This is a genomic window from Marinitoga sp. 1138 (assembly GCF_013363265.1).
Lineage (GTDB): Bacteria > Thermotogota > Thermotogae > Petrotogales > Petrotogaceae > Marinitoga > Marinitoga piezophila.
This window is the reverse complement of the sequence record NZ_LBFA01000023.1, coordinates 1-19,657: the sequence shown is the minus strand read 5'-3', so window position 1 is coordinate 19,657 and position 19,657 is coordinate 1. Positions and strand designations below refer to the sequence as shown.

General features: G+C 27.3%; 13 protein-coding genes. 6 read left to right on the top strand and 7 right to left on the bottom strand.

The genetic code is table 11. The annotated features are described in order from the left end of the window. Nucleotides 1-110 precede the first annotated feature (110 nt). A complete protein-coding gene (tdh, locus tag XO11_RS07965) occupies nucleotides 111-1,148 on the top strand; it encodes an L-threonine 3-dehydrogenase (protein WP_014297087.1) in 1,038 nt (345 codons plus the stop codon). A gap of 12 nt (nucleotides 1,149-1,160) precedes the next feature. Then, a complete protein-coding gene (locus XO11_RS07960) occupies nucleotides 1,161-2,345 on the top strand; it encodes a glycine C-acetyltransferase (protein WP_014297086.1) in 1,185 nt (394 codons plus the stop codon). Between the two features lie 46 nt (nucleotides 2,346-2,391). Here the strand turns inward: XO11_RS07960 and XO11_RS07955 are convergent, their stop codons facing one another. Further along, nucleotides 2,392-3,567 (bottom strand): ABC transporter permease, encoded by a 1,176-nt coding sequence (locus XO11_RS07955; protein ID WP_014297085.1) that lies wholly within the window; start codon nucleotides 3,565-3,567, stop codon nucleotides 2,392-2,394. A 116-nt stretch (nucleotides 3,568-3,683) separates the two neighbouring features. On the opposite strand from XO11_RS07955, the gene upp reads away from it, so the two are divergent. Beyond that, the gene (gene upp / locus XO11_RS07950; RefSeq protein WP_014297084.1) at nucleotides 3,684-4,319 is read left to right on the top strand and encodes a uracil phosphoribosyltransferase; all 636 of its coding nucleotides are present in this window, start codon (nucleotides 3,684-3,686) and stop codon (nucleotides 4,317-4,319) included. A 33-nt stretch (nucleotides 4,320-4,352) separates the two neighbouring features. Here the strand turns inward: upp and XO11_RS07945 are convergent, their stop codons facing one another. Genes XO11_RS07945 through XO11_RS07935 form a run of 3 tightly spaced genes read right to left on the bottom strand, consistent with a single transcriptional unit; the run spans nucleotide 4,353 to nucleotide 7,995 of the window. After that, a complete protein-coding gene (locus tag XO11_RS07945; RefSeq protein WP_014297083.1) occupies nucleotides 4,353-5,450 on the bottom strand; it encodes an extracellular solute-binding protein in 1,098 nt (365 codons plus the stop codon). After that, nucleotides 5,447-6,907, bottom strand: a complete 1,461-nt coding sequence (locus tag XO11_RS07940; RefSeq protein ID WP_014297082.1) for an HD-GYP domain-containing protein — start codon at nucleotides 6,905-6,907, stop codon at nucleotides 5,447-5,449. The genes XO11_RS07945 and XO11_RS07940 overlap by 4 nt, the downstream gene beginning before the upstream one ends. 2 nt (nucleotides 6,908-6,909) lie before the next feature. Beyond that, a complete protein-coding gene (locus tag XO11_RS07935) occupies nucleotides 6,910-7,995 on the bottom strand; it encodes a class I SAM-dependent RNA methyltransferase (RefSeq protein ID WP_217671896.1) in 1,086 nt (361 codons plus the stop codon). A 178-nt stretch (nucleotides 7,996-8,173) separates the two neighbouring features. Between XO11_RS07935 and XO11_RS07930 the strand changes: the two genes are divergently transcribed. Both XO11_RS07930 and XO11_RS07925 read left to right on the top strand, forming a co-directional pair. Then, entirely contained in the window at nucleotides 8,174-9,955 is a 1,782-nt protein-coding gene (locus tag XO11_RS07930; protein ID WP_014297080.1) for an ABC transporter permease subunit, read from the top strand. Next, entirely contained in the window at nucleotides 9,955-12,564 is a 2,610-nt protein-coding gene (locus XO11_RS07925) for a sugar ABC transporter permease (protein WP_175418468.1), read from the top strand. Before XO11_RS07930 ends, XO11_RS07925 begins: the two co-directional genes overlap by 1 nt. Before the next feature lie 62 nt (nucleotides 12,565-12,626). Here the strand turns inward: XO11_RS07925 and XO11_RS07920 are convergent, their stop codons facing one another. Continuing rightward, nucleotides 12,627-14,270, bottom strand: coding sequence for an ABC transporter ATP-binding protein (locus XO11_RS07920; RefSeq protein ID WP_041638577.1), 1,644 nt, complete (start codon nucleotides 14,268-14,270; stop codon nucleotides 12,627-12,629). Nucleotides 14,271-14,274: 4 nt separating this feature from the next. Then, on the bottom strand, nucleotides 14,275-15,831 hold the full coding sequence (locus tag XO11_RS07915; protein WP_175418467.1) for an ABC transporter ATP-binding protein: 1,557 nt from the start codon (nucleotides 15,829-15,831) through the stop codon (nucleotides 14,275-14,277). Between the two features lie 547 nt (nucleotides 15,832-16,378). Here XO11_RS07915 and XO11_RS07910 point away from each other — a divergent pair. Next, the gene (locus tag XO11_RS07910) at nucleotides 16,379-17,983 is read left to right on the top strand and encodes a hypothetical protein (protein WP_175418466.1); all 1,605 of its coding nucleotides are present in this window, start codon (nucleotides 16,379-16,381) and stop codon (nucleotides 17,981-17,983) included. 28 nt (nucleotides 17,984-18,011) lie between these two features. Here the strand turns inward: XO11_RS07910 and XO11_RS07905 are convergent, their stop codons facing one another. Then, nucleotides 18,012-19,535 carry an AAA-like domain-containing protein gene (locus XO11_RS07905; RefSeq protein WP_175418465.1) on the bottom strand — a complete coding sequence of 508 codons (1,524 nt, stop codon included), beginning with the start codon at nucleotides 19,533-19,535 and terminating at the stop codon, nucleotides 18,012-18,014. Nucleotides 19,536-19,657: the final 122 nt, after the last annotated feature.

Below are 19,657 nucleotides of genomic sequence, written 5' to 3'. Positions count from 1 at the left end.
AAACATCTAATTGCACGTAACCTGAAAAAAATGACATTGAAATTTTTTTCATTTTTGCGATAAACTTAAAGTACGAAAACTAAAAAGGATGGTGAACTCTGTTGGGAACAATGAAGGCTATTGTCAAAAAAGAACCTGGAAAAGGATTTTCGCTTGAAGAAGTTGAAATTCCTGAAATTAAAGAGCCAAATGATGTAAAGGTTAAAGTTTTAAATGCTTCCATATGCGGAACTGATTTACATATCTGGAAATGGGATGAATGGTCACAGCAAAGAATTAAAACTCCACAAATTGATGGTCATGAATTTGTTGGTGAAGTTGTTGAAGTTGGTCCTATGGTAAAAGGATTAAAACCGGGAGATATTGTTGCTGCAGAAACACATATTCCATGTGGCGTTTGTAAACAATGTAAAACTGGTAAAATGCACATATGTAAAAATATGCAGATATTAGGTGTGGATAGAGACGGTGTTTTTGCAGAGTATGTTGTAGTACCTGAAATTGTGTTATGGAAACTTGATCCATCTATACCAAGAGAGTTTGCTTCTGTTATGGAACCCCTTGGAAACGCTATACATACAGCTACTGCAGTTGATTTAAGAGGAAAAACCGTTTTAATTACAGGTGCAGGTCCAATTGGAGTTATGGCTGTTCAGGTTGCAAAGGTATCTGGTGCTGCTACAATAATAGTAAGTGAACCTTCAGAATATAGAATGAATATGGCTAAAGAAATGGGAGCAGATTATATTATAAACCCTCTTGAAGAAAATCTTGTAGAAGAAGTTATGAAATTAACAAATGATGATGGCGCAGATGTTTTACTTGAAATGTCAGGTAATCCTAATGCTTTAAATCAAGGAATAAATGCTTTAACTAATGGCGGAGATGCTGTTATACTTGGCGTTTTTCCAACTAATCCTGTTCCATTTGAAATGAATACTGCCGTATTTAAAGGTATAAATATACATTGTATTACAGGAAGAAAAATGTTCGAAACATGGCAAATAGCATCAGAATGGCTAAGAACAAAAAAACTCGATCTTTCAAAGGTTATTACACATGTATTACCAATGGAAGAATTTGAAAAAGGTTTTGAAATTATGAATTCTAAAAAAAGTGGTAAAATAATCCTTAAAATCTCTGAATAAGGGGGAGAGAAAATGAATTTCTATGAACAACTTGTAGCTGAAATGAATGAATTAAAGGAAAATGGATTATTTGTAACTATTAGAACACTTGAAAGCGCTCAGGGTGCATGGTTTGAAGTTGATGGAAAAAAAGTTTTAAATCTTTGTTCAAATAATTATCTTGGTTTCGCGAATAATGAAAGAATGAAAAAAGCTGCTATAGAAGCAATAGAAAAATATGGAGTAGGTCCTGGTGCTGTAAGAAGTATTGCAGGTACAATGGATATACATACACAACTTGAGAAAGAACTTGCTGCATTTAAAAAAACTGAAGCAACTTTAGTTGTTCAATCAGGATTTAATGCTAACCAGGCAGTTATTCCTGCAATTACAACTAAAGATGATGCAATATTATCAGATGAATTAAACCATGCAAGTATTATAGACGGTGTAAGATTATCAAAAGCAAAAAAATACGTATGGAAACATAAAGACGTTAAGGATCTTGAAGAAAAATTAAAAGAAGCTAAAGAAGCTGGAGCAAGAAGACTCTTAATTATCACAGATGGTGTTTTCAGTATGGATGGCGATTTAGCTCCATTACCAGAAATTGTTGAAGTTGCTGAAAAGTATGATGCTATTGTTATGGTTGATGATGCACACGGAGAAGGAGTTCTTGGTGAAAGTGGAAGAGGAATTGTAGACCATTTCCACCTACACGGAAGAGTTCATATAGAGGTTGGTACTCTTTCTAAAGCATTTGGTGTTGTTGGAGGCTTTGTAGCTGGTAAAAAGGAATTAATAGACTATTTAAAACAAAAAGCAAGACCTTTCTTATTTAGTAGTTCATTATCCCCAGCAGAAGCAGGCGCTGCTCTTGAAGCTGTAAGAATACTTGTTGAAAGCGGAGAAGTTGTAGAAAGATTATGGGATAATGCAAAATACTTCAAAGAAAAATTAAATGCACTTGGGTTCGACACATGGCATAGTGAAACACCTATTACACCTGTAATGTTATATGATGCAAAGGTTGCAAAAGAGTTTAGTTTAAAACTCTTTGAAGAGGGTATTTTCGCTCAATCAATTGGATATCCTACAGTACCAAAAGGATTAGCAAGAATCAGGGTTATGATTAGTGCAGCACATACAAAAGAAGATCTTGATTTCGCTGTTGAAAAATTTGAAAAAATCGGTAAAGAATTAAATATTATAAAATAAATAAAATAGCAATGCCTTTGGCATTGCTATTTTATTATAATTTTAATCATCTTCTTTCAACATGTGATAGAGATAAATAACTTATAAAAAAGGCTATAATTGTAAATCCGACCATAATGAATATATCTTTTTGAATCATAGAAAGATTATAATTTAATAAAGCTACTTTTCTTAAAGAATCTATGGAATATTTTATAGGTAATGCATATGACCATTTATACCATACAGATTCCTTAGGAATGGAGATTAATACATCGCCAAATAAAATCATAACTCCAATAAATATAGCGAGCATAAATGTTGTTGTTCTTGTAGTTTTGGCAATAGATGCTATTAACAGCCCAAAAGTAGCAAACATTATTACATTTAATGTTATTAAAATTACTAAATTAATTTCACTCCCAGCAAAATTTGTTCCATAATGTTCAAAAACATACCAGGTTATAAAACTTGAAATTAACCCAAGAAATACATATGTCAATAACTTATATACTGAAAATTCCCAGATTTTAAGCCCATTTGCTCTATATATATCAAGTAATCCATTTTCTCTTGTTTGTGAAACAGATATACCAATTCCTCCCATTGAAAATATCAATATTAATACGAGTATTGATGATGGAGCTAGCATATCCTGAAAATCCAATGATGCACCTTTAACATTTTTTAAAGATCCATCTTTTATATCGGGGATCTTTATGGTAATTTCCGGAGGTACTCTATCCTTATCTACTGAAATACCTCCTTTTAAAACAAATTGCGTTGTTGAACCAACTGAAATTTCAGGAATTCCTGCCAATTCATTAAATAATGCTTTTACCACGGTATAAATAGCAACACTGCTATTTAAATCGTTCGGGTTGGGAACAATTATTAATTGTGTTTTTTTGTAATTCTTTAAATCATTCATAAATCCTTTTGGAATAATTAGAATTGAATCAAATTTATTTTCTTTAATGGCTTCTGTCATCTCTGTTTTAGAGGAAAGCTGTACAGCATCTTTCCATTTAAAAAATTGACTTAAAAACATAAATCCAAATTTACCCAAAAATGAATTATCCTCATTATAAACAGCAATTTTATAATCTGCCAGCATATTTTCTGGAAACAAATTAGAACCAAGATATGCTAACAAAAACGGAATTAGAATTATTGATATAATAAATCCTTTATTTCGAAAAATTTTTATGAGTTCATATTTCATCAGGCTAAATATTTTCATTTTTTTCCTCCTTCTAATTTGACATCATCTTTTTATATTTTATCAAAATTTTTTCACACTTCCAAGTATATTTTATGATATAATGTTAAAGAATTTAAATATAGGAGGTTAAAGTTATGGATTTTAAAAACCTTACTGTGGTAAACCACCCTTTAATCAAACACAAACTTACAATTATGAGAAACAAAAACACCGGTCCAAAAGAATTTAGAGAATTATTAAATGAAATAACTCTATTATTAACTTACGAAGCAACAAGAAATCTGCCAACAATAGATGTAGATGTAGACACACCTATTCAAACAACAACAGGTCAAATGGTTGAAGATAAAAAAATCACCATAGTTCCAATATTAAGAGCAGGTCTTGGTATGATGGATGGTATTTTAAGCCTTGTACCAAATGCCAGTATAGGTTTTCTTGGAATCTATAGAGATCCTGAAACCTTAAAACCTGTAGAATATTATTTAAAATTTCCACCATTTACAGAAAATCACTATGTTTTCATAGTTGATCCAATGCTTGCAACAGGATTCTCAATTAAATATGCCATTAAAAAAGTTAAAGAATTTGGAGTTAAAAATATTATTGTTATGTCATTGTTAGCCGCTCCAGAAGGAGTTAAAAATGTAGAAGAGGAACATCCAGATGTTAAGATTTTTACTGCCGCAATGGATGAAAAATTAAATGATCACGCATATATTATCCCTGGACTCGGGGACGCTGGAGATAGGTTATTTAGAACAAAATAAAAATTAAATTAAAATAAGGGGTTTTAAAACCCCTTATTTTTTATATTTTATTTTATTAAGCCAGCTTTCAAATAATTTTTCCTCACTTATTTTATCGTTTAAATATTCCACAAATTCATTGGAAAAAAATTCATATAATATATAATCTGTGTTTTTATCTATTTTAACTGCATCTTTTAATTGTGAGGCTACAATATTTCCACTTTTCTCCAATCTTTCTATTAACCCTTTATTTGGCATCAGTGTACTGTTATATTCATAAAACTTTTCTGCAACATAATTAGAACCCAAATACTCAAATGCTTTCTCGGTATATTTATTATCTTTCAATAATACCCATTGCTGCCCACCCATAGGTGAAAATCTTCCAGAAAATCCACGAGGTGTATAATAAACTTTAAAATCTTTACCTTTTTCTCTTAAAGTTGAAAAACTCCATGGACCATTAAATATTATTTTTACATCACCAGAAATAAACATTCTCATCATTTCTTCATAAAAATCCGAACACACTCTCGGAATTAAACCATTTTTGTAATAATATTTTATTCTTCTTGATATAGAAATAAAATTTTCCTTATCGGCATTTTCCGTCAAAAAATTCCTATCATTACTTCCATATAAAACACTCATCCACCACCCAGAAACATATGGAATATAAACTGCATATTGCATAATTTTATCTTTATCAAAACCTTTATCCTTAATTGTCTTTCCATTAATATCTACAGTATTATTTTCAATAAAATCAAAAAAATCATTAATAGTTTCTGGCGGTTTTATTTTATCATTCGCATCATAAATCATTACAAGCGTGTCCACTGCCTGCAATACAGGTTCTGATTTTACATATTTTTTAAACCACTCCGGCATTTTTATATCAACACGTGCAATATCAATATTAATATTTTGTTTTATCATTTCCTGAATTCTTGAAAAATGGCCGGAAAAAGGAACTCTTATTATATTAAATTTAATAAAATGAAACATCTCATAATGTTTTAATATTTTTTCTAATCCTATTATTTCTTCTTCAGACATTTGAGTTACAATATTTATATTTTTTCTTGGATATAATATATATACCCCTATTAATACTAAAATCAGAGCTATTCCAAGAATTTTTTTCATTCTTTTTCCCCCATGTTTTTATACAGGTTTCTAATTTTATCTATGTTATTCACAAAAATCTCAACTATTTTCGGATCAAAATGTTTTCCTTCACCGCTCATAATTATTTTTACACCTTCTTCAAATTCAAAAGCTTTTTTATACGGTCTTTCTGATAACAAAGCATCAAACACATCACAAACCGCTACTATTCTTCCTTCTATAGGTATTTCTTCTCCCTTTAATCCTTCTGGATACCCACTCCCATCGTATTTTTCATGATGATATAAAGCTATTTTACTTGCCATTTCAAATAATTCATCATCAACCTTTTTTAATATTTCATATCCTATTGTTGTATGCTTTTTCATTATTTCAAATTCGTCATCATCTAATTTTCCGGGTTTTTGCAAAATTGAATCAGGAATACCTATTTTTCCAATATCATGTAATTGTGCAGCATAATAAATCATTTCTACCTTTTTTTTATCTTCAAATACCTCTTCTGCAATTATTCTTGAAACTTTTCCTACTCGTATTATGTGGTTTCCTGTTATTTCATCTCTAAATTCCGAAATATTTCCAAGGAGTTTTAAAATTTCCTGAATAAGCTTCTTATTTTTTTTCATATATTCTATATTTTGCAAAAACATCATAAATAATGTTTTCCCTATATCATCTATTTCTTTTATATTTGTCTTAGGCACTTCAAATTTTGTATCTTCACCATGAATTAATTTTTCTCCTATAATCTTTGATTTTTCAGAAAATTCTTCTATATTCCTTCTAATTTTTTCATAATGTGATTTTTCTATATAAAAAACAATTATAAATATAATAAGTAATATAGCAATCCATTGTATAGAAGTTTTTATAATATAATCCCATATATGCACATTAATATCTATTAATAAATAAAACGGATAATATGTAAATGTATCATTATTAAATCTCGAATAATAAAATGCATCACCTATTTTTACCAAACCTTTTAAATTAAGATTTTTATCTTTTAAATTTACGTTTTTTTCTATGTTAGAATAAATTATTTTTTTATTATAATCTACAACCATAAAATTCTCTTCAAACTCTAATTTCCTTGCCACATTTTTTATTATATTTGGAAGAAAAACTCTTTTTACATAGTAACTATCATTAACTTTATAAAACGTAAGCAGTTCCTTATCTTTAATTACCGAATATCCACCTAAAGATCCCACATCTTTTAATGCATTTTCAATATTATTTTCTACTATTGAGACCTTTTCAGCCTTTTCGGTTAATAATTGATTATTTATTTCTCTTGTAATTTCTGTAAAAAAGAAATTTGATATTTTATCGTAAATTTTTTCCTTATAACATGTTTCTTTTCTTATATTCATGTATATATTCGGTGGCAGTAAAAGAAGCATTATCAAAAATAAAAATATTAAACTCATTCTATCAAATAGCTCTCTTACTGAGTACTCTCTTCTCATTTTTATACCCCTTCAAAATAATATATATACGCCTCGTGATTTCCATTTATTATTTTCTTTTTATTCTTTGCTTTACTTCCAAAAAAATCTTCAAATTCTTCATGTGAAGTAATGATAGTATATTTAAAATCAGGATATTTTCTTTTTAAATATCTCATCTGTTCATAGATTTTTTCTGCATGATCTTTATCCTTTAATCTATCGCCATACGGCGGATTTGTAATTATATGTCCTTCTTTATAATCAAGATTTATACTTTCCATATTTGCTTTTACAAAGGTTATATATTTATTTATATCAAAATTTCCAGCATTTTTTCTGGCAATTTCTATCATTTTATATGCTTTGTCATAACCATATATTTTTAACTCTTTATTATAATCAATTTCTTTTAATAACTCTTTTTTCATTCCATCAAAAAGATTTGAATTAAAATTATACCAGTCATTAAATGAAAAATCTCTATAAATTCCCGGCGGAATATTTAAACCATACAATACACCTTCAATAGGAATTGTTCCGGAACCACAAAATGGATCTATTAAAGGATATCTTCTTTTCCATCCACTTTTTAATATCATCGCCGCTGCAATTGTTTCTCTCAATGGCGCTTCGCTCACATATTTTCTATATCCCCTTTTGTGCAAGCCATCTCCTGAAGTATCGAGCGCCAAGGTTACTTTATTGTTTTTTATATATACCCTTATTTTATATACGCCTTTTTCTTCATTATACGTGTTTATTTTATATCCTTTTTTTAAATTTTCAATTATTGATTTTTTTACAATTGATTGAATTGTTGATTTATTATATAACTTTGATTTTGAGCTTCTTACCTTGTCAATAATTATTTTTCCATTTTTTGGTAAATACTGTTTTAAATCAATATCCAAAATTCCATCAAATAATTCGTCAAACGTTTCTGCATAAAATTCTCCTATTTTAATCATAACTCTTTCTGCAGTACGCAATAAAATATTTAATTTATAATAATCATATTCTTTACCATAAAATTCAACAATTCCATTATTTGCATTTTTTAATTTATATCCCATTTTTTTCAATTCATTTGAGAGAATTTTTTCCAAACCTATTGAACATAACACCATATATTCCATAATATCACCACACTTAATTTTTTCTATATTATAACATATTTCTTTGTAAAAAGTATGGTAAAATAGCTATTTTTATGTTATAATTATTAAGTATCAACGTTTAAAAGGAAATATATAAAAAATTTACTTATTTTAAGGGAGGGACACCATGAAATTCATCGGCAAGGCATTGTTGTACTCATTTATCGCACTTCTAAATGCCGGATTAATCTGGACTATATTTATTTTATCTGGATTGGGAAATTACGGTCTGGCAGTTGTTATTGCAGCATTTACTATACTCGCAAATATTGCAATATTTTCAAAAAAAGGATACCCATATCGTTATACCTTACCTGCAATGTTTTTCCTATTTATTTTAACAGTATACCCTATTTATTACACAGTAAAAACTGCTTTTACCAATTATGGAACAGGACATTTATTTACAAGAGATCAGGCTATTCAAATTTTATTGGAAGATCCAAATTATTTATATGAACCACAAAATGGTGAAAATTTTAATTTTAAAGTATTTGTTGTTATGAAAGATTTTAAACCAACAGAAGATTTTTTAATACTTTTATATAACGATGATAAATTACTTTTAGCACAAAAACCTTCTGAAATAAAAACAGATGCAAAGGGAAATACCAAATTAGCAGTTTCAGAATTATATGAAATTTCTAAGGATAAATTAAAAGCAAATATTAATGGCGAAATTTATACAGCATTCACAAGAATCGCTATAGACGAAACCTTCAAAGAATTGCCTTTAGAAAAAAAGGCCGAAGAAATTATAGGATTTGAAACGGATTCTGGAAAGAAATATGTATATTTTTATTCACCTATAGACAGAGAAACTTTCAAAAATGCCGCGTTTTATAATTCTGTTCTCAGGCAAAAGTATATAGGAGCTCTTGAATTAAAAACACCAGAAGGAAAAAGTTACAGACTGTCTTCGAGATACATATATAAGAAATTTAATGAATCGTATAGAATATATGAATTAAGAGTCAAACCTATATACAAAAATAATAAAAAAACATACAAAACTATTATATTTAATACCAGAACCAATAGGGAATTAGTAGAAAAAGATGGTGCTTTCTGGGATTATAATGAGAACGGAAAATTAGAAAGACTTATAGGTTATTCGCATTTTGTGGGAGCATATCAATTCAAGCGTATAAAAGATGACCCAAAGATTTCCGGTCCATTTCTTAAAATCTTTGGTTGGACATTTACTTATGCAGCTTTAAGCGTGTTGTTTAGTTTTATTATAGGTATGATTCTGGCTTTAATGCTTAATGATAAAAATATGAAAGGTAGAATATTATATAGAACTCTTTTAATAATACCCTGGGCAGTTCCGGCATTTATTTCTGTATTAATATGGAGAAACGGCTTTTTCAATGAAACATATGGTATATTAAACAGATTTGTTATTACAACGTTGGGACTGGAACCTATAAAATGGTTAAATGACCCATTTTGGGCAAAGGTAGCTGTGTTGATTGTAAATACATGGCTTGGATTTCCATATATGATGACAATAACCTTAGGTGCTTTACAGAGTATTCCAGATGAACTTTATGAAGCAGCTTCTATTGACGGAGCAACACGTTGGACACAATTTAAAAAGATTACTTTACCATTATTAATGGTTTCCCTTACACCTTTACTTGTAAGCAGTTTTGCATTTAATTTCAATAATTTTGTTAATATATATTTGTTAACAGGTGGTGGCCCTGCAATGCCAGGAGCAACAACACCTGCAGGTTCAACAGATATACTCATCTCATATACATATAAATTGGCTTTTGAAGGTTCTCGAGGTCAGGATTTTGGTTTTGCAAGTGCTATTTCAATATTAATCTTTGCTATAGTATCCGGTATTAGTTATTTCAACTTTAAATTATCCGGTGCATTTGAAGAGGTGAGCAGATAATGGCTATGATACAGAAGAAAAATTATATATTAAGACATATATTTCTTATTATAATCACTATAATTGTGCTTTTCCCTTTAGTTTGGGTTGTTACAACATCTGTAAGACGAGATAATGCAGCATTTTCTCCAAAATTATTTTCATCAAGAATTACATTTAATTATTATAGAGATTTATTGTTCCCAAAAGCTACTGTTCCGGAATTAATAAAAGATATGAACAGTACTGCACATTTTATCGGTGAAAATTCTTCTCTTTCATTTGATGAAGCCAGAGAAAAGTTAAATACACAAATCTCTGATTTTGAAACATATATATCAGAAACAAAACAATATTTCGAAGATATAAATTTAAGATTTGAAAATATCCTTACTAATATTAACTCAAAATACTCAAATGAAATATTAAATGACATTAATACTGCAAGAAATAATGAAGTAAAAAATCTTTCCGAAATTGAAAAAGAATTAGTTAGGGGAATGGATTTATCAGAAATAAATGAAAATATATCCTCTTTAAAAACTAAAATCAATGAATATTTGAAGCTTAGAGATGAAGCAAGAACCATATTAAACAAAATCTCTATAACTCCAAAAAATAAAACATATATATCTAAAACTTTTGATACAATATATGGCTTAAAACCAGGCTATACGCTCTGGAACATAAGAGTATATAAAAAATGGAAAAAGTTACAACCTGATAATTCAGAATTACAAAAATTACCAGCGATTATAAAATCACTATATGCAAATTGGAAGGATATTACTAAAACAGCTGAACAAGTTGATGATTACTTTGCAACTCTTGAAAATGAAAAATACGGTAATGAGCTTTCAAAACTAAAAGATTATGAAAGTAAAATTAGTTCTTTACAGAAAAAATCAAATGAATTATCTTCAAAAATTAGCGAAAAGAATAAAGAAATATTAAAATTAAATGGTGACTTAAATGCATTATTGGAAATCTACGCTCCATATGGCGAAAAACTTTCCTCGGCAGTTGATATATTTAAAAAGTACAATTTAAAGGAAAAAAAGATTTATACATTGGAAATGCAAAAATTAATGGATAATGCAAAATATCTTTCAAATGCATTTACTACAATAAATGAAAATTTTGTATTATTCGATGATTTTAAAGAATACAAAACCTACATTGAATCATTTGCCAGTTCTTTCATATGGATAAATGATAATGCAGTAAAAATTTATTCAAATAAAGATGTGGAATTTTTAAATCCCGCATATAAAACAATTACAGGTGTAATTGAAGCTATTAATCCAACAATAAAAACCTTTGAAAATCTTGTTTTAACCTTAGCAACGAATATAAAAGAAGCTGAAACATTGGATAGCGAGTATTCAAGGATAAAAACTGAATTAGAAAAATACAATAATGAATATAACACTTTATACAATTCTCTTAAAACTGAATTTGATAAATTTGATAAATTAAAGAATTATGGCGAATTATTAATGGTAAAGGAATTTATAAACGCTGATGTTAATAATTATGAAGAAGCACAATTTATTTCAACGTTATTAAATTCTAAAATATTTAAATACTACAAGCCAGATAAGAAGGATATAAACATCTTCACATTAAAAGAAAATATTGAAGAAGCCAATGAAAAATTCCAGAAAAGTCTTGTTTCATTTAATAAAATAATAGAAGAATTTGAATCACAATTAGCAGAGTTGAAAAACAATTCTGATGATTACTTAAAATTAAATTATGGTGGATATACAGCAGATATTTTGCCTATTATGCAAATTTCATCTATATACAACTCAAAATACGGTCCTGCAAAGGCTGATCTCTCAAGATCCTCAAGAATTGTATCAGACCTTTCTGATTCTGTAAAATATAAGGCTTTAAAATCAGATTTAAGAAAAATAGATGGAAATATATATAATCTACTTGACAAATGGAATCCAAAGCAAAGAAAGCCTTTCTTAAGATGGCTCATGAACTCTATAATCGTGGCTGGAATTACTGCAATACTAACAGTTTTAATGACAGCTGTTGCAGCTTATCCATTTAGTAGAATGAGATTTAAAGGAAGAAAAGAAGGGTTATTATATTTAATGCTTATTCAAATGTTCCCTGCAATTATGTATATGGTTGCATTATATGGAATCCTTAAATTCATGGGTGATTATTTTGGATTTATAGGTCTCGATACGTTATCAGGGTTGATATTTGTTTATCTTGGTGGTGTTGCATTTAATATGTGGCTTATAAAAGGGTATTACGATACTATTCCAGATTCTCTTGAAGAATCTGCCATGATTGATGGCGCTACAAGATTCCAGACTTTCTGGTTAATTGTATTGCCTCTTGCATCACCAATTTTAGCAGTTGTAACTATATTATCATTTATGGGAACATTCAATGAATTTGTTATGGCAAGAATAGTTCTTGCAAGTGAACAGAACTTCACATATGCTGTCGGATTACAAACATTCTCATCAGGTCCATTTGAAACTGAATGGGGTCTATTTACAGCAGCAGCATTATTAGGTGCAGTTCCAATGGTTATTCTATTCCTTTCCATGCAAAAATATCTTGTAGGTGGATTAACTCAGGGTTCAGTAAAAGGATAATTCACATAACATAAATAAATCCCCGTGTAATTACACGGGGATTTATTTTATCAAATTTGATATCATTTTTCATTGCTATTTACTGCTAAATATTTTTCAATATCAATAATCTTTCCCAATTTAGTTATGTCATCATCATGTGTAGAAATTATAGCTATTTTGTTTTTAAAAAACTCGTTTAATCTATCCAATATTTTTTGTTTTGTTTTTTTATCAACTCCGGTTAAAGGTTCATCAAGCAATATTACTTCTTTTTCTTTAGATATTAATGTTCTGGCAAGTAATATTCTTGATTTTTGCCCCCCGGATATATTTTTCCCATTTTCTTCTAATTCATAATCTAAATCAAAATCTTTTAAATCTAAAATTTGTAAAATCCTTTCCACTTCTTTTTTATCTATATCTCTTCCAAGAGATATATTTTCATATATACTTTCTTTAAATATATAATCATTTTGATTCATATATGCAGTTTTGTTTAATATACTTTCTTTTAATTCTTTGCCATTAATTCTTATTTTACCATCTAACAACGGAAGATTCCCCACTAATACCTCAAAAAATGTAGTTTTTCCACTACCGCTTTTTCCTTTTAATATAATCACTTCATTTGATTTTGCTTTAAACGTTAAACCTTCTATTATTTTTTTATCCTCATATCCATAACCAGCTTTATCAATTTCCAATGATTTTATACTTTCATTAAACTTTTCTATTTCATTTTTTTGTGAAATATCTGTAACTTTTTCTATTTCATTTTTAGTTGGAATGCTTATATATTCCTGTAAAATCTTTTTGGTTGACAATGCTTTTGAAATTTCACCTGTTATTAATGATAATTGCGATGCAATTATCAATATTGTTCCTGAATAACTCATTATCATCTGAAAGGTTCCAAAGGTTATTTCTCTCTTTATTAATTGATTAATTGATATTATTAAAATCAATACGAATGCTGTATTTCTAATAAATTCAGGAAACATATTTATATATTTATGATTAATTGAATATGCTTTTTTTGCTTTTTGAGTATAGCTTCCAAACCTATTATTCAATTTAACATCAAAAAAATGTTTTATCTTATTAAACAAATATAGATCAACCCTGGCTTTCAATAAATTTTCTGTATATGCTTTTATTTCCCTTTCTTCATTTCTTAATTTTTCAAAACCTTTTGAATTTATTTCCCAGGCTTTTCTGAAATACATAAATACTACTATTATATAGGCTATTAAAATTACTGTGTAAACCTTATTTATCTGGAACATTATATAACTTGATAATATTATATATATTATAGACAAAACACTTAAAACAATTCTTGGATTCATTATTGATAAAAATGTTTCTATATCAGTAAATATTATTGCCTGTATATATCCTATTCCATTTTTAGATATATCTTCTCTCTTATTTTCTATAATATTTTTCAGTATTCTTTTTCTTAATTCCTTTTCAGATAAAAGTTGAGAATATACAGATAAAACCTTTGAAATTGATTCCGATAGTTCTGATAATATATAATATAAAAATAGCATAATTATCAAATTTAATTCAAAATTTTTATTTTGAATTACTCCATCCAGTATTTCTTTTATTTGCATTGGAACCTTCACCTGAAAAATCATACTTGATACTCCAAATATTACTGAAATAAAAAAGAGAAACAGATTTTTATATCCAACATTTTTTATAATTTTCCACATAATCTCACCCTAACTCCAATATTTTGTCAGCTTTAGTATCAAGGATATGATCATGAGTTATTACTATACACATTTTCTTCTCTTTTATTTTTTCCAATATCTCAATTATTAATTCTTTATTTTTATTGTCTATATTTACAAATGGTTCATCAAAAATTACTATTTGAGAATCGTCTATTATAGTTCGCCCAATTAATACACGTTTTAATTGTCCTCCTGAAATATTTTCTCCGTTAAAATCTATTGTATAATTTACATCTAAATCTTCTAAGCCCGTTTTTCGCATTGTTTCTTTTATTTTCTCTTCTTCATGATTTCTTCCAAAATCTATATTTTCTTTTATTGTTCCTCTAATATGATAACTATCCTGCATCAAAACCTTTATATTTCTTTTCAGATATTCCGGACTAACCTCTTTTATATTTTTCCCATTTATTAATATATTTCCGTATTCTGGCTCAAAAAATTTTAATAGAATTTTTATCAATGTACTTTTTCCTATTCCACTTTTTCCTCTTATTAAATATAATCCTGGCCCTGAAAATTTAAAATCTAAATTTTCAAATATTTTATTCTTCCCATTATATCCAAATTTTAATTTTTCAACTGCAATTTCAGGCTTTTCTATATAATCATTTCCTACTATTTCATAAGTATTTTCCGTAGAAATTTCCTCTATTTCTTTAACTTTTTCTCTACTTACTTTTATCTTTTTAAATTCGTTTAATAAGAAATATAATACTTCTGGTGGATCTGTTATATCTTCTTTAAACTGGAAAATCATAAAATATGTTCCAAGAGTTAAAATTCCAGTTTTTATGTCATTTACCAATAAATATACCATCATTACATTATATATTACTGTTGATATTGAATTTAAAAGATTTCCAAAAACATATTTTATATAATATTTCATTTGCTCTTTTATATTCTTAATTTCATGTTTTTCCTTTAACTTATAGAAGCTATCAAATATATTATATTGGTATATAACCTTATTTCCAGAAATAAAATCCAGATAATGATCCATAAGATTTTTATATGCATTATTTATTTCGTCATACTTTATTTTATGAATAATATATGAATTTATTCCCAATACTGCTAAATATATCAATGATATTAAAAAATATTTTAATCCGGCTATATACCAGATTATTCCAAAAGCTATAAATGTTTTTATTAATCTTGCATATAGCATTGCAAAGAATATCTGTGTTGGTTCAACTACATTATATGAATCATCAAATATTATATTTATTAATTTTCCATTTTCATGTTTTTTGTTTTTATCATATAATCCCTTTAATATTAAACTTTTTATTTTCTCAGTATAAAAATGTGGCCATATATGCCTATTCTTCACTCCAAAATATAACAATAACATCAACTCAATAAGCACCATTGCTGAATAAATATACGCTCCGTACAATGCCTTTTCAGGACTTTTTATTGACATATCTATTATCCACTTTAGTAATAAGGGAATTGCTATTCCATATCCTACTCTCAATAATATTTCTAATACAAATAATATATTATTTTTTGTTTTTAGTTTCATAACTCACACTCCTATTTCCAAAGTTATTGCTTCCTTCAGATAATCTTTTTCACTAAATTTTTGATATAATATCTACGTAGATATAAAAAGAGAAAAATAGAAATAGATTATTTATTATTCAGAAAATTCAATTTGGATTTGAGGGTTGATTGAATCTGTTTTATATTCATCATCATTATCTCCAGCAAAAACAATGTTTGCTGACATTAGTAGTAAAATAACAAATAAGGTTATTATTTTTTTCATTTTTTAAATCCTTCCCCCCTTTTATGTGTTTTATTTTTCAAGACACTAATATTTTACCAATTCTAACATGGTTTTCAAGTGTTTTTTCTAAAATAGAAATCCTCTTTTTATCAATGTTTTAGGATTTGCATTTGTTAATTTTATTATTAATCCATTTTCGTTATTTTATTGTAACAATCTAAAAAATAATTTTATAGCGATTATAAGAATCTAATACATTTATTTTTTTTGAGAATTATTATGAATTAAATAACAAAAATAGATGTAAAAAAAGAGTTACAAATTATTTGAGGTGTTTTTAATGAAAAAAGAAATTTCTCTAAAATCGATAATTGATATTATAAATTTTGGTTATTATTCCCATCCTCTAATTAATTTTTTGAGTTTAAACATATCAGATGTTTCTGTACAATATTATTTTTTATTGTTAAAATCAAAATGGAAAAAAGATTTTAAATCCGCAATATTTTATGCGAATAAAGTTATTGCAACAACAACAACAACAACAACAACAACAACAATATTAAAAGAATTAGCAAGATTTGAACTTATTTCCTTATACTATAAAACAGGAAAATATAAAATTGCAAAAAGGGAATTTGCAATTTTAAAAAAACGTCTAAGTAATATACCGGTATATGCAAGATGTTTAATACTCCCTGGATTAAATTTGCTTAATAAAACCTATAATATAATTGATAATTTTAAAGTCTATTCAGAAAACTATGTTGAAAATGATTTAGATAAAGCAGTTTTTTTATATTCTAATGCAAGAATTTTTATCAAAAGGGAAGAATACTATAAAGCATATGAATTATTTATAGAAGGATATAATCTTGCAAAAGATTTTCCTCATCCTACAATGATGTGTAATGGTTTAAATGGTGCTGCATGGTGGATAAGAAAAGTAGATAAAAAGAAAGCTTTGATTGCTGCTGATTTATTAGAGTATTATATTGGTTATTATTTTGAGGATTTATCTAAAATATATAACTGGTTTGATACGATTTTTGAGGCAAAATATCTTAATAACGATATAACGATATTTGATATGTCAAATATCGTTATTAAATTAAATAAGAACAATAAGGTTAAAATAAAAAAGAAATTTTTTCATTTTATCCATGACTTTACTGCATCAACTTATAATATAACCGACGAATTAAAAAAATATATTTTAAAATATGCTGATTTAAAAATAAAAAAAGGAATTATAAATTCAAAAAGCTTACTAAAAATCATAAATTCAAGAAAAGTAAATTATACTTCCAGAAAACCTTATGCTATAAAAAATGAATTGTATAAATTACATCAAAAAAAATTGTTTAATCATTCTATAGAAAAATTAAAAAACAAAAAAGAAACAAAAATCCCCATATTATTTTTCTCAACATATACAACATTAATAGAAAAACCATTTTTTACAAAGAGTCATATTTTGAAATTGATTTTTGAAGGTAATAAAGATAAAATCATTAAATTCTTTTCTGCTAATTATGAGAAGATGTATTTTTTTAATGTTATGATGAGTGATTTTGATTTGAAGAAAGCTGAAAGAAGATTATTGAATTCTGAAGAATTTGAAGATACAGCATATAATATTTCACCATTTTATTTAGCAAGAAAAAAACTCATCACTGAGCTTTTTAAGAAAACAAAGAACTTTAAGGAATTTGTTTTTAATTATTTTAAGCTCAGTGATGAGGAAATGAGAATATTTGATGTGTTTTTAAGAAATTGCGTTCGATACGATATTAAATGGCCCATTACTCCTTATCCAAAAGGAAAGGTTCGTGATTTTGCCCTTAAATATGGTTTAGGTTATAAGCGTGTTGCTCTTGGTTATTACTCTTTTGAAGATGATGAAAGAGTTTTGCTTGAGATTATTGAGAGGTTTTTAAAATAGACCTTCCAGAAATTCTGGAAGGTCTATTTTAATTCACTTTCGATGGACTTTCAAAATTTGTTTTTATAAACCATACATTGATTTTTACTCCATTTATTTCTTCTATTTCTTGTTTGAAATCTTCTATTGTATTTGAATATACTACAAGCCAACCTTCTTTTGAACCACTTCTTTTTAAATATTCCACTAATTGCTTTTTCGATTTTTCATATTGATCTTCATCTATATTTGATTTTATTTCTATTAGATATTCTTTGTTATTTAGATTTATTAAGAGGTCTATCCTTCCTCCTCCTATTTGTGTTTCTGGATATACCTTTCCTTCTGCTGCTTCTACATATAAGCTTAAGAATTGGTCTAAGTTATATTGATATACCCCTTCATAATAATTCCTGCCCTTGAACATTATCGCTCCTCTATTTTTTATATATTTTATGTATCTTTCAAGTAATTTATTTAAATCCAAACTTCCATCTTTCCTCAAATATGTTTTTACACTTTCATTTAATGTTTTCATTTCACTTTTTTCTCCATTTACTTTTGGTCTAAATCTTGTATATAATGCTTTATAATATAATGGTACCTTTACACAACATTTTCCGTCACAATTGTCTATTACTCCATTTAAATATAAATACTGTATGTTTTCATCGTATATGTTAAATTCTATTTTTTCCGGTTCAAATAATATTTTCATTATTAATTCTTTTTCTTTTTTCGCTTTATTTATTATGTTTGATATGTTTTTGTCTATATACACTCTCAGGTAATCATATAATGTCTTTTCAAAATGCTTTTCTGTTATTATCTTTTCCCCTTTTGCTTTTTTTGCTACTAAATCATATGCAAGGCCATTGGTTAATCCAGGTTGCCCTGCTGCATTATGCCATATTAATTCTTTTACTTTTTCATCAAATATTTGCCCTGTTTCTCTTTCATGCTGTGAAAGTAAATCATATACCTGTTCTTTTGTAAAGTATGGCACTTCCATGTGTTCTGCTATATTAAATGGACTTGCGTTATCTTCTAATATCCCGCTTAAATAGCTTACGCTAATAAGTACTACACTCCTCAATCCATATATTTCTTTATCGTGATACATACTTCTTATTACATGCAAAAATTCATTCATTATCTTTTCATCTAACTTTTCAAATTCATCTATCATCAACACTATTTCTTTTCCGCTTTTTTCATTAAGTTCTTCTATTAAGTTTCTTATTTTATCAATCTTTTGAGGTATTATCAATTCCATTTTTTTTCCATATATTTTTTTATTTGAGCGATTGATATCCATTACTAACGTTTCAAGAAAATCCTCTTTATCTTTATCTTCATAACTTTCAAATGAGATAAATATTGTTAAATACTTATCTTTTATTTTTTCTACAATATCTCTTAATAATGTGGTTTTTCCACTCTGTCTTGGTGCAGATACTGTAAAGTATCTCCAGTTTTCTATATGATCAAGCGCTTCTTCCATTATATCCGGTCTTTCCACATAATAACATGTTTTCTTATCAACAGGTCCTGATGTGCAAAAAGTTCTCATTATTTCCACCTCCGCTTCAATTATACCATATCAAAACAAAATGAGGCTTTTGCCTCATTTGATTAATTCCAGCAATTTTTCTTCATTTTTTCTCGTTGTTTTTTCCAGGATTTCTCCTGTCA

Excerpts from the sequence above, each read along its gene's own strand:
- tdh (WP_014297087.1), top strand. The coding sequence starts at position 111 with ATGAAGGCTATTGTCAAAAAAGAACCTGGAAAAGGATTTTCGCTTGAA.
- XO11_RS07960 (WP_014297086.1), top strand. The coding sequence starts at position 1,161 with ATGAATTTCTATGAACAACTTGTAGCTGAAATGAATGAATTAAAGGAA.
- XO11_RS07955 (WP_014297085.1), bottom strand. The coding sequence starts at position 3,567 with ATGAAAATATTTAGCCTGATGAAATATGAACTCATAAAAATTTTTCGA.
- upp (WP_014297084.1), top strand. The coding sequence starts at position 3,684 with ATGGATTTTAAAAACCTTACTGTGGTAAACCACCCTTTAATCAAACAC.
- XO11_RS07945 (WP_014297083.1), bottom strand. The coding sequence starts at position 5,450 with ATGAAAAAAATTCTTGGAATAGCTCTGATTTTAGTATTAATAGGGGTA.
- XO11_RS07940 (WP_014297082.1), bottom strand. The coding sequence starts at position 6,907 with ATGAGAAGAGAGTACTCAGTAAGAGAGCTATTTGATAGAATGAGTTTA.
- XO11_RS07930 (WP_014297080.1), top strand. The coding sequence starts at position 8,174 with ATGAAATTCATCGGCAAGGCATTGTTGTACTCATTTATCGCACTTCTA.
- XO11_RS07925 (WP_175418468.1), top strand. The coding sequence starts at position 9,955 with ATGGCTATGATACAGAAGAAAAATTATATATTAAGACATATATTTCTT.
- XO11_RS07920 (WP_041638577.1), bottom strand. The coding sequence starts at position 14,270 with ATGTGGAAAATTATAAAAAATGTTGGATATAAAAATCTGTTTCTCTTT.
- XO11_RS07915 (WP_175418467.1), bottom strand. The coding sequence starts at position 15,831 with ATGAAACTAAAAACAAAAAATAATATATTATTTGTATTAGAAATATTA.
- XO11_RS07910 (WP_175418466.1), top strand. The coding sequence starts at position 16,379 with ATGAAAAAAGAAATTTCTCTAAAATCGATAATTGATATTATAAATTTT.
- XO11_RS07905 (WP_175418465.1), bottom strand. The coding sequence starts at position 19,535 with ATGAGAACTTTTTGCACATCAGGACCTGTTGATAAGAAAACATGTTAT.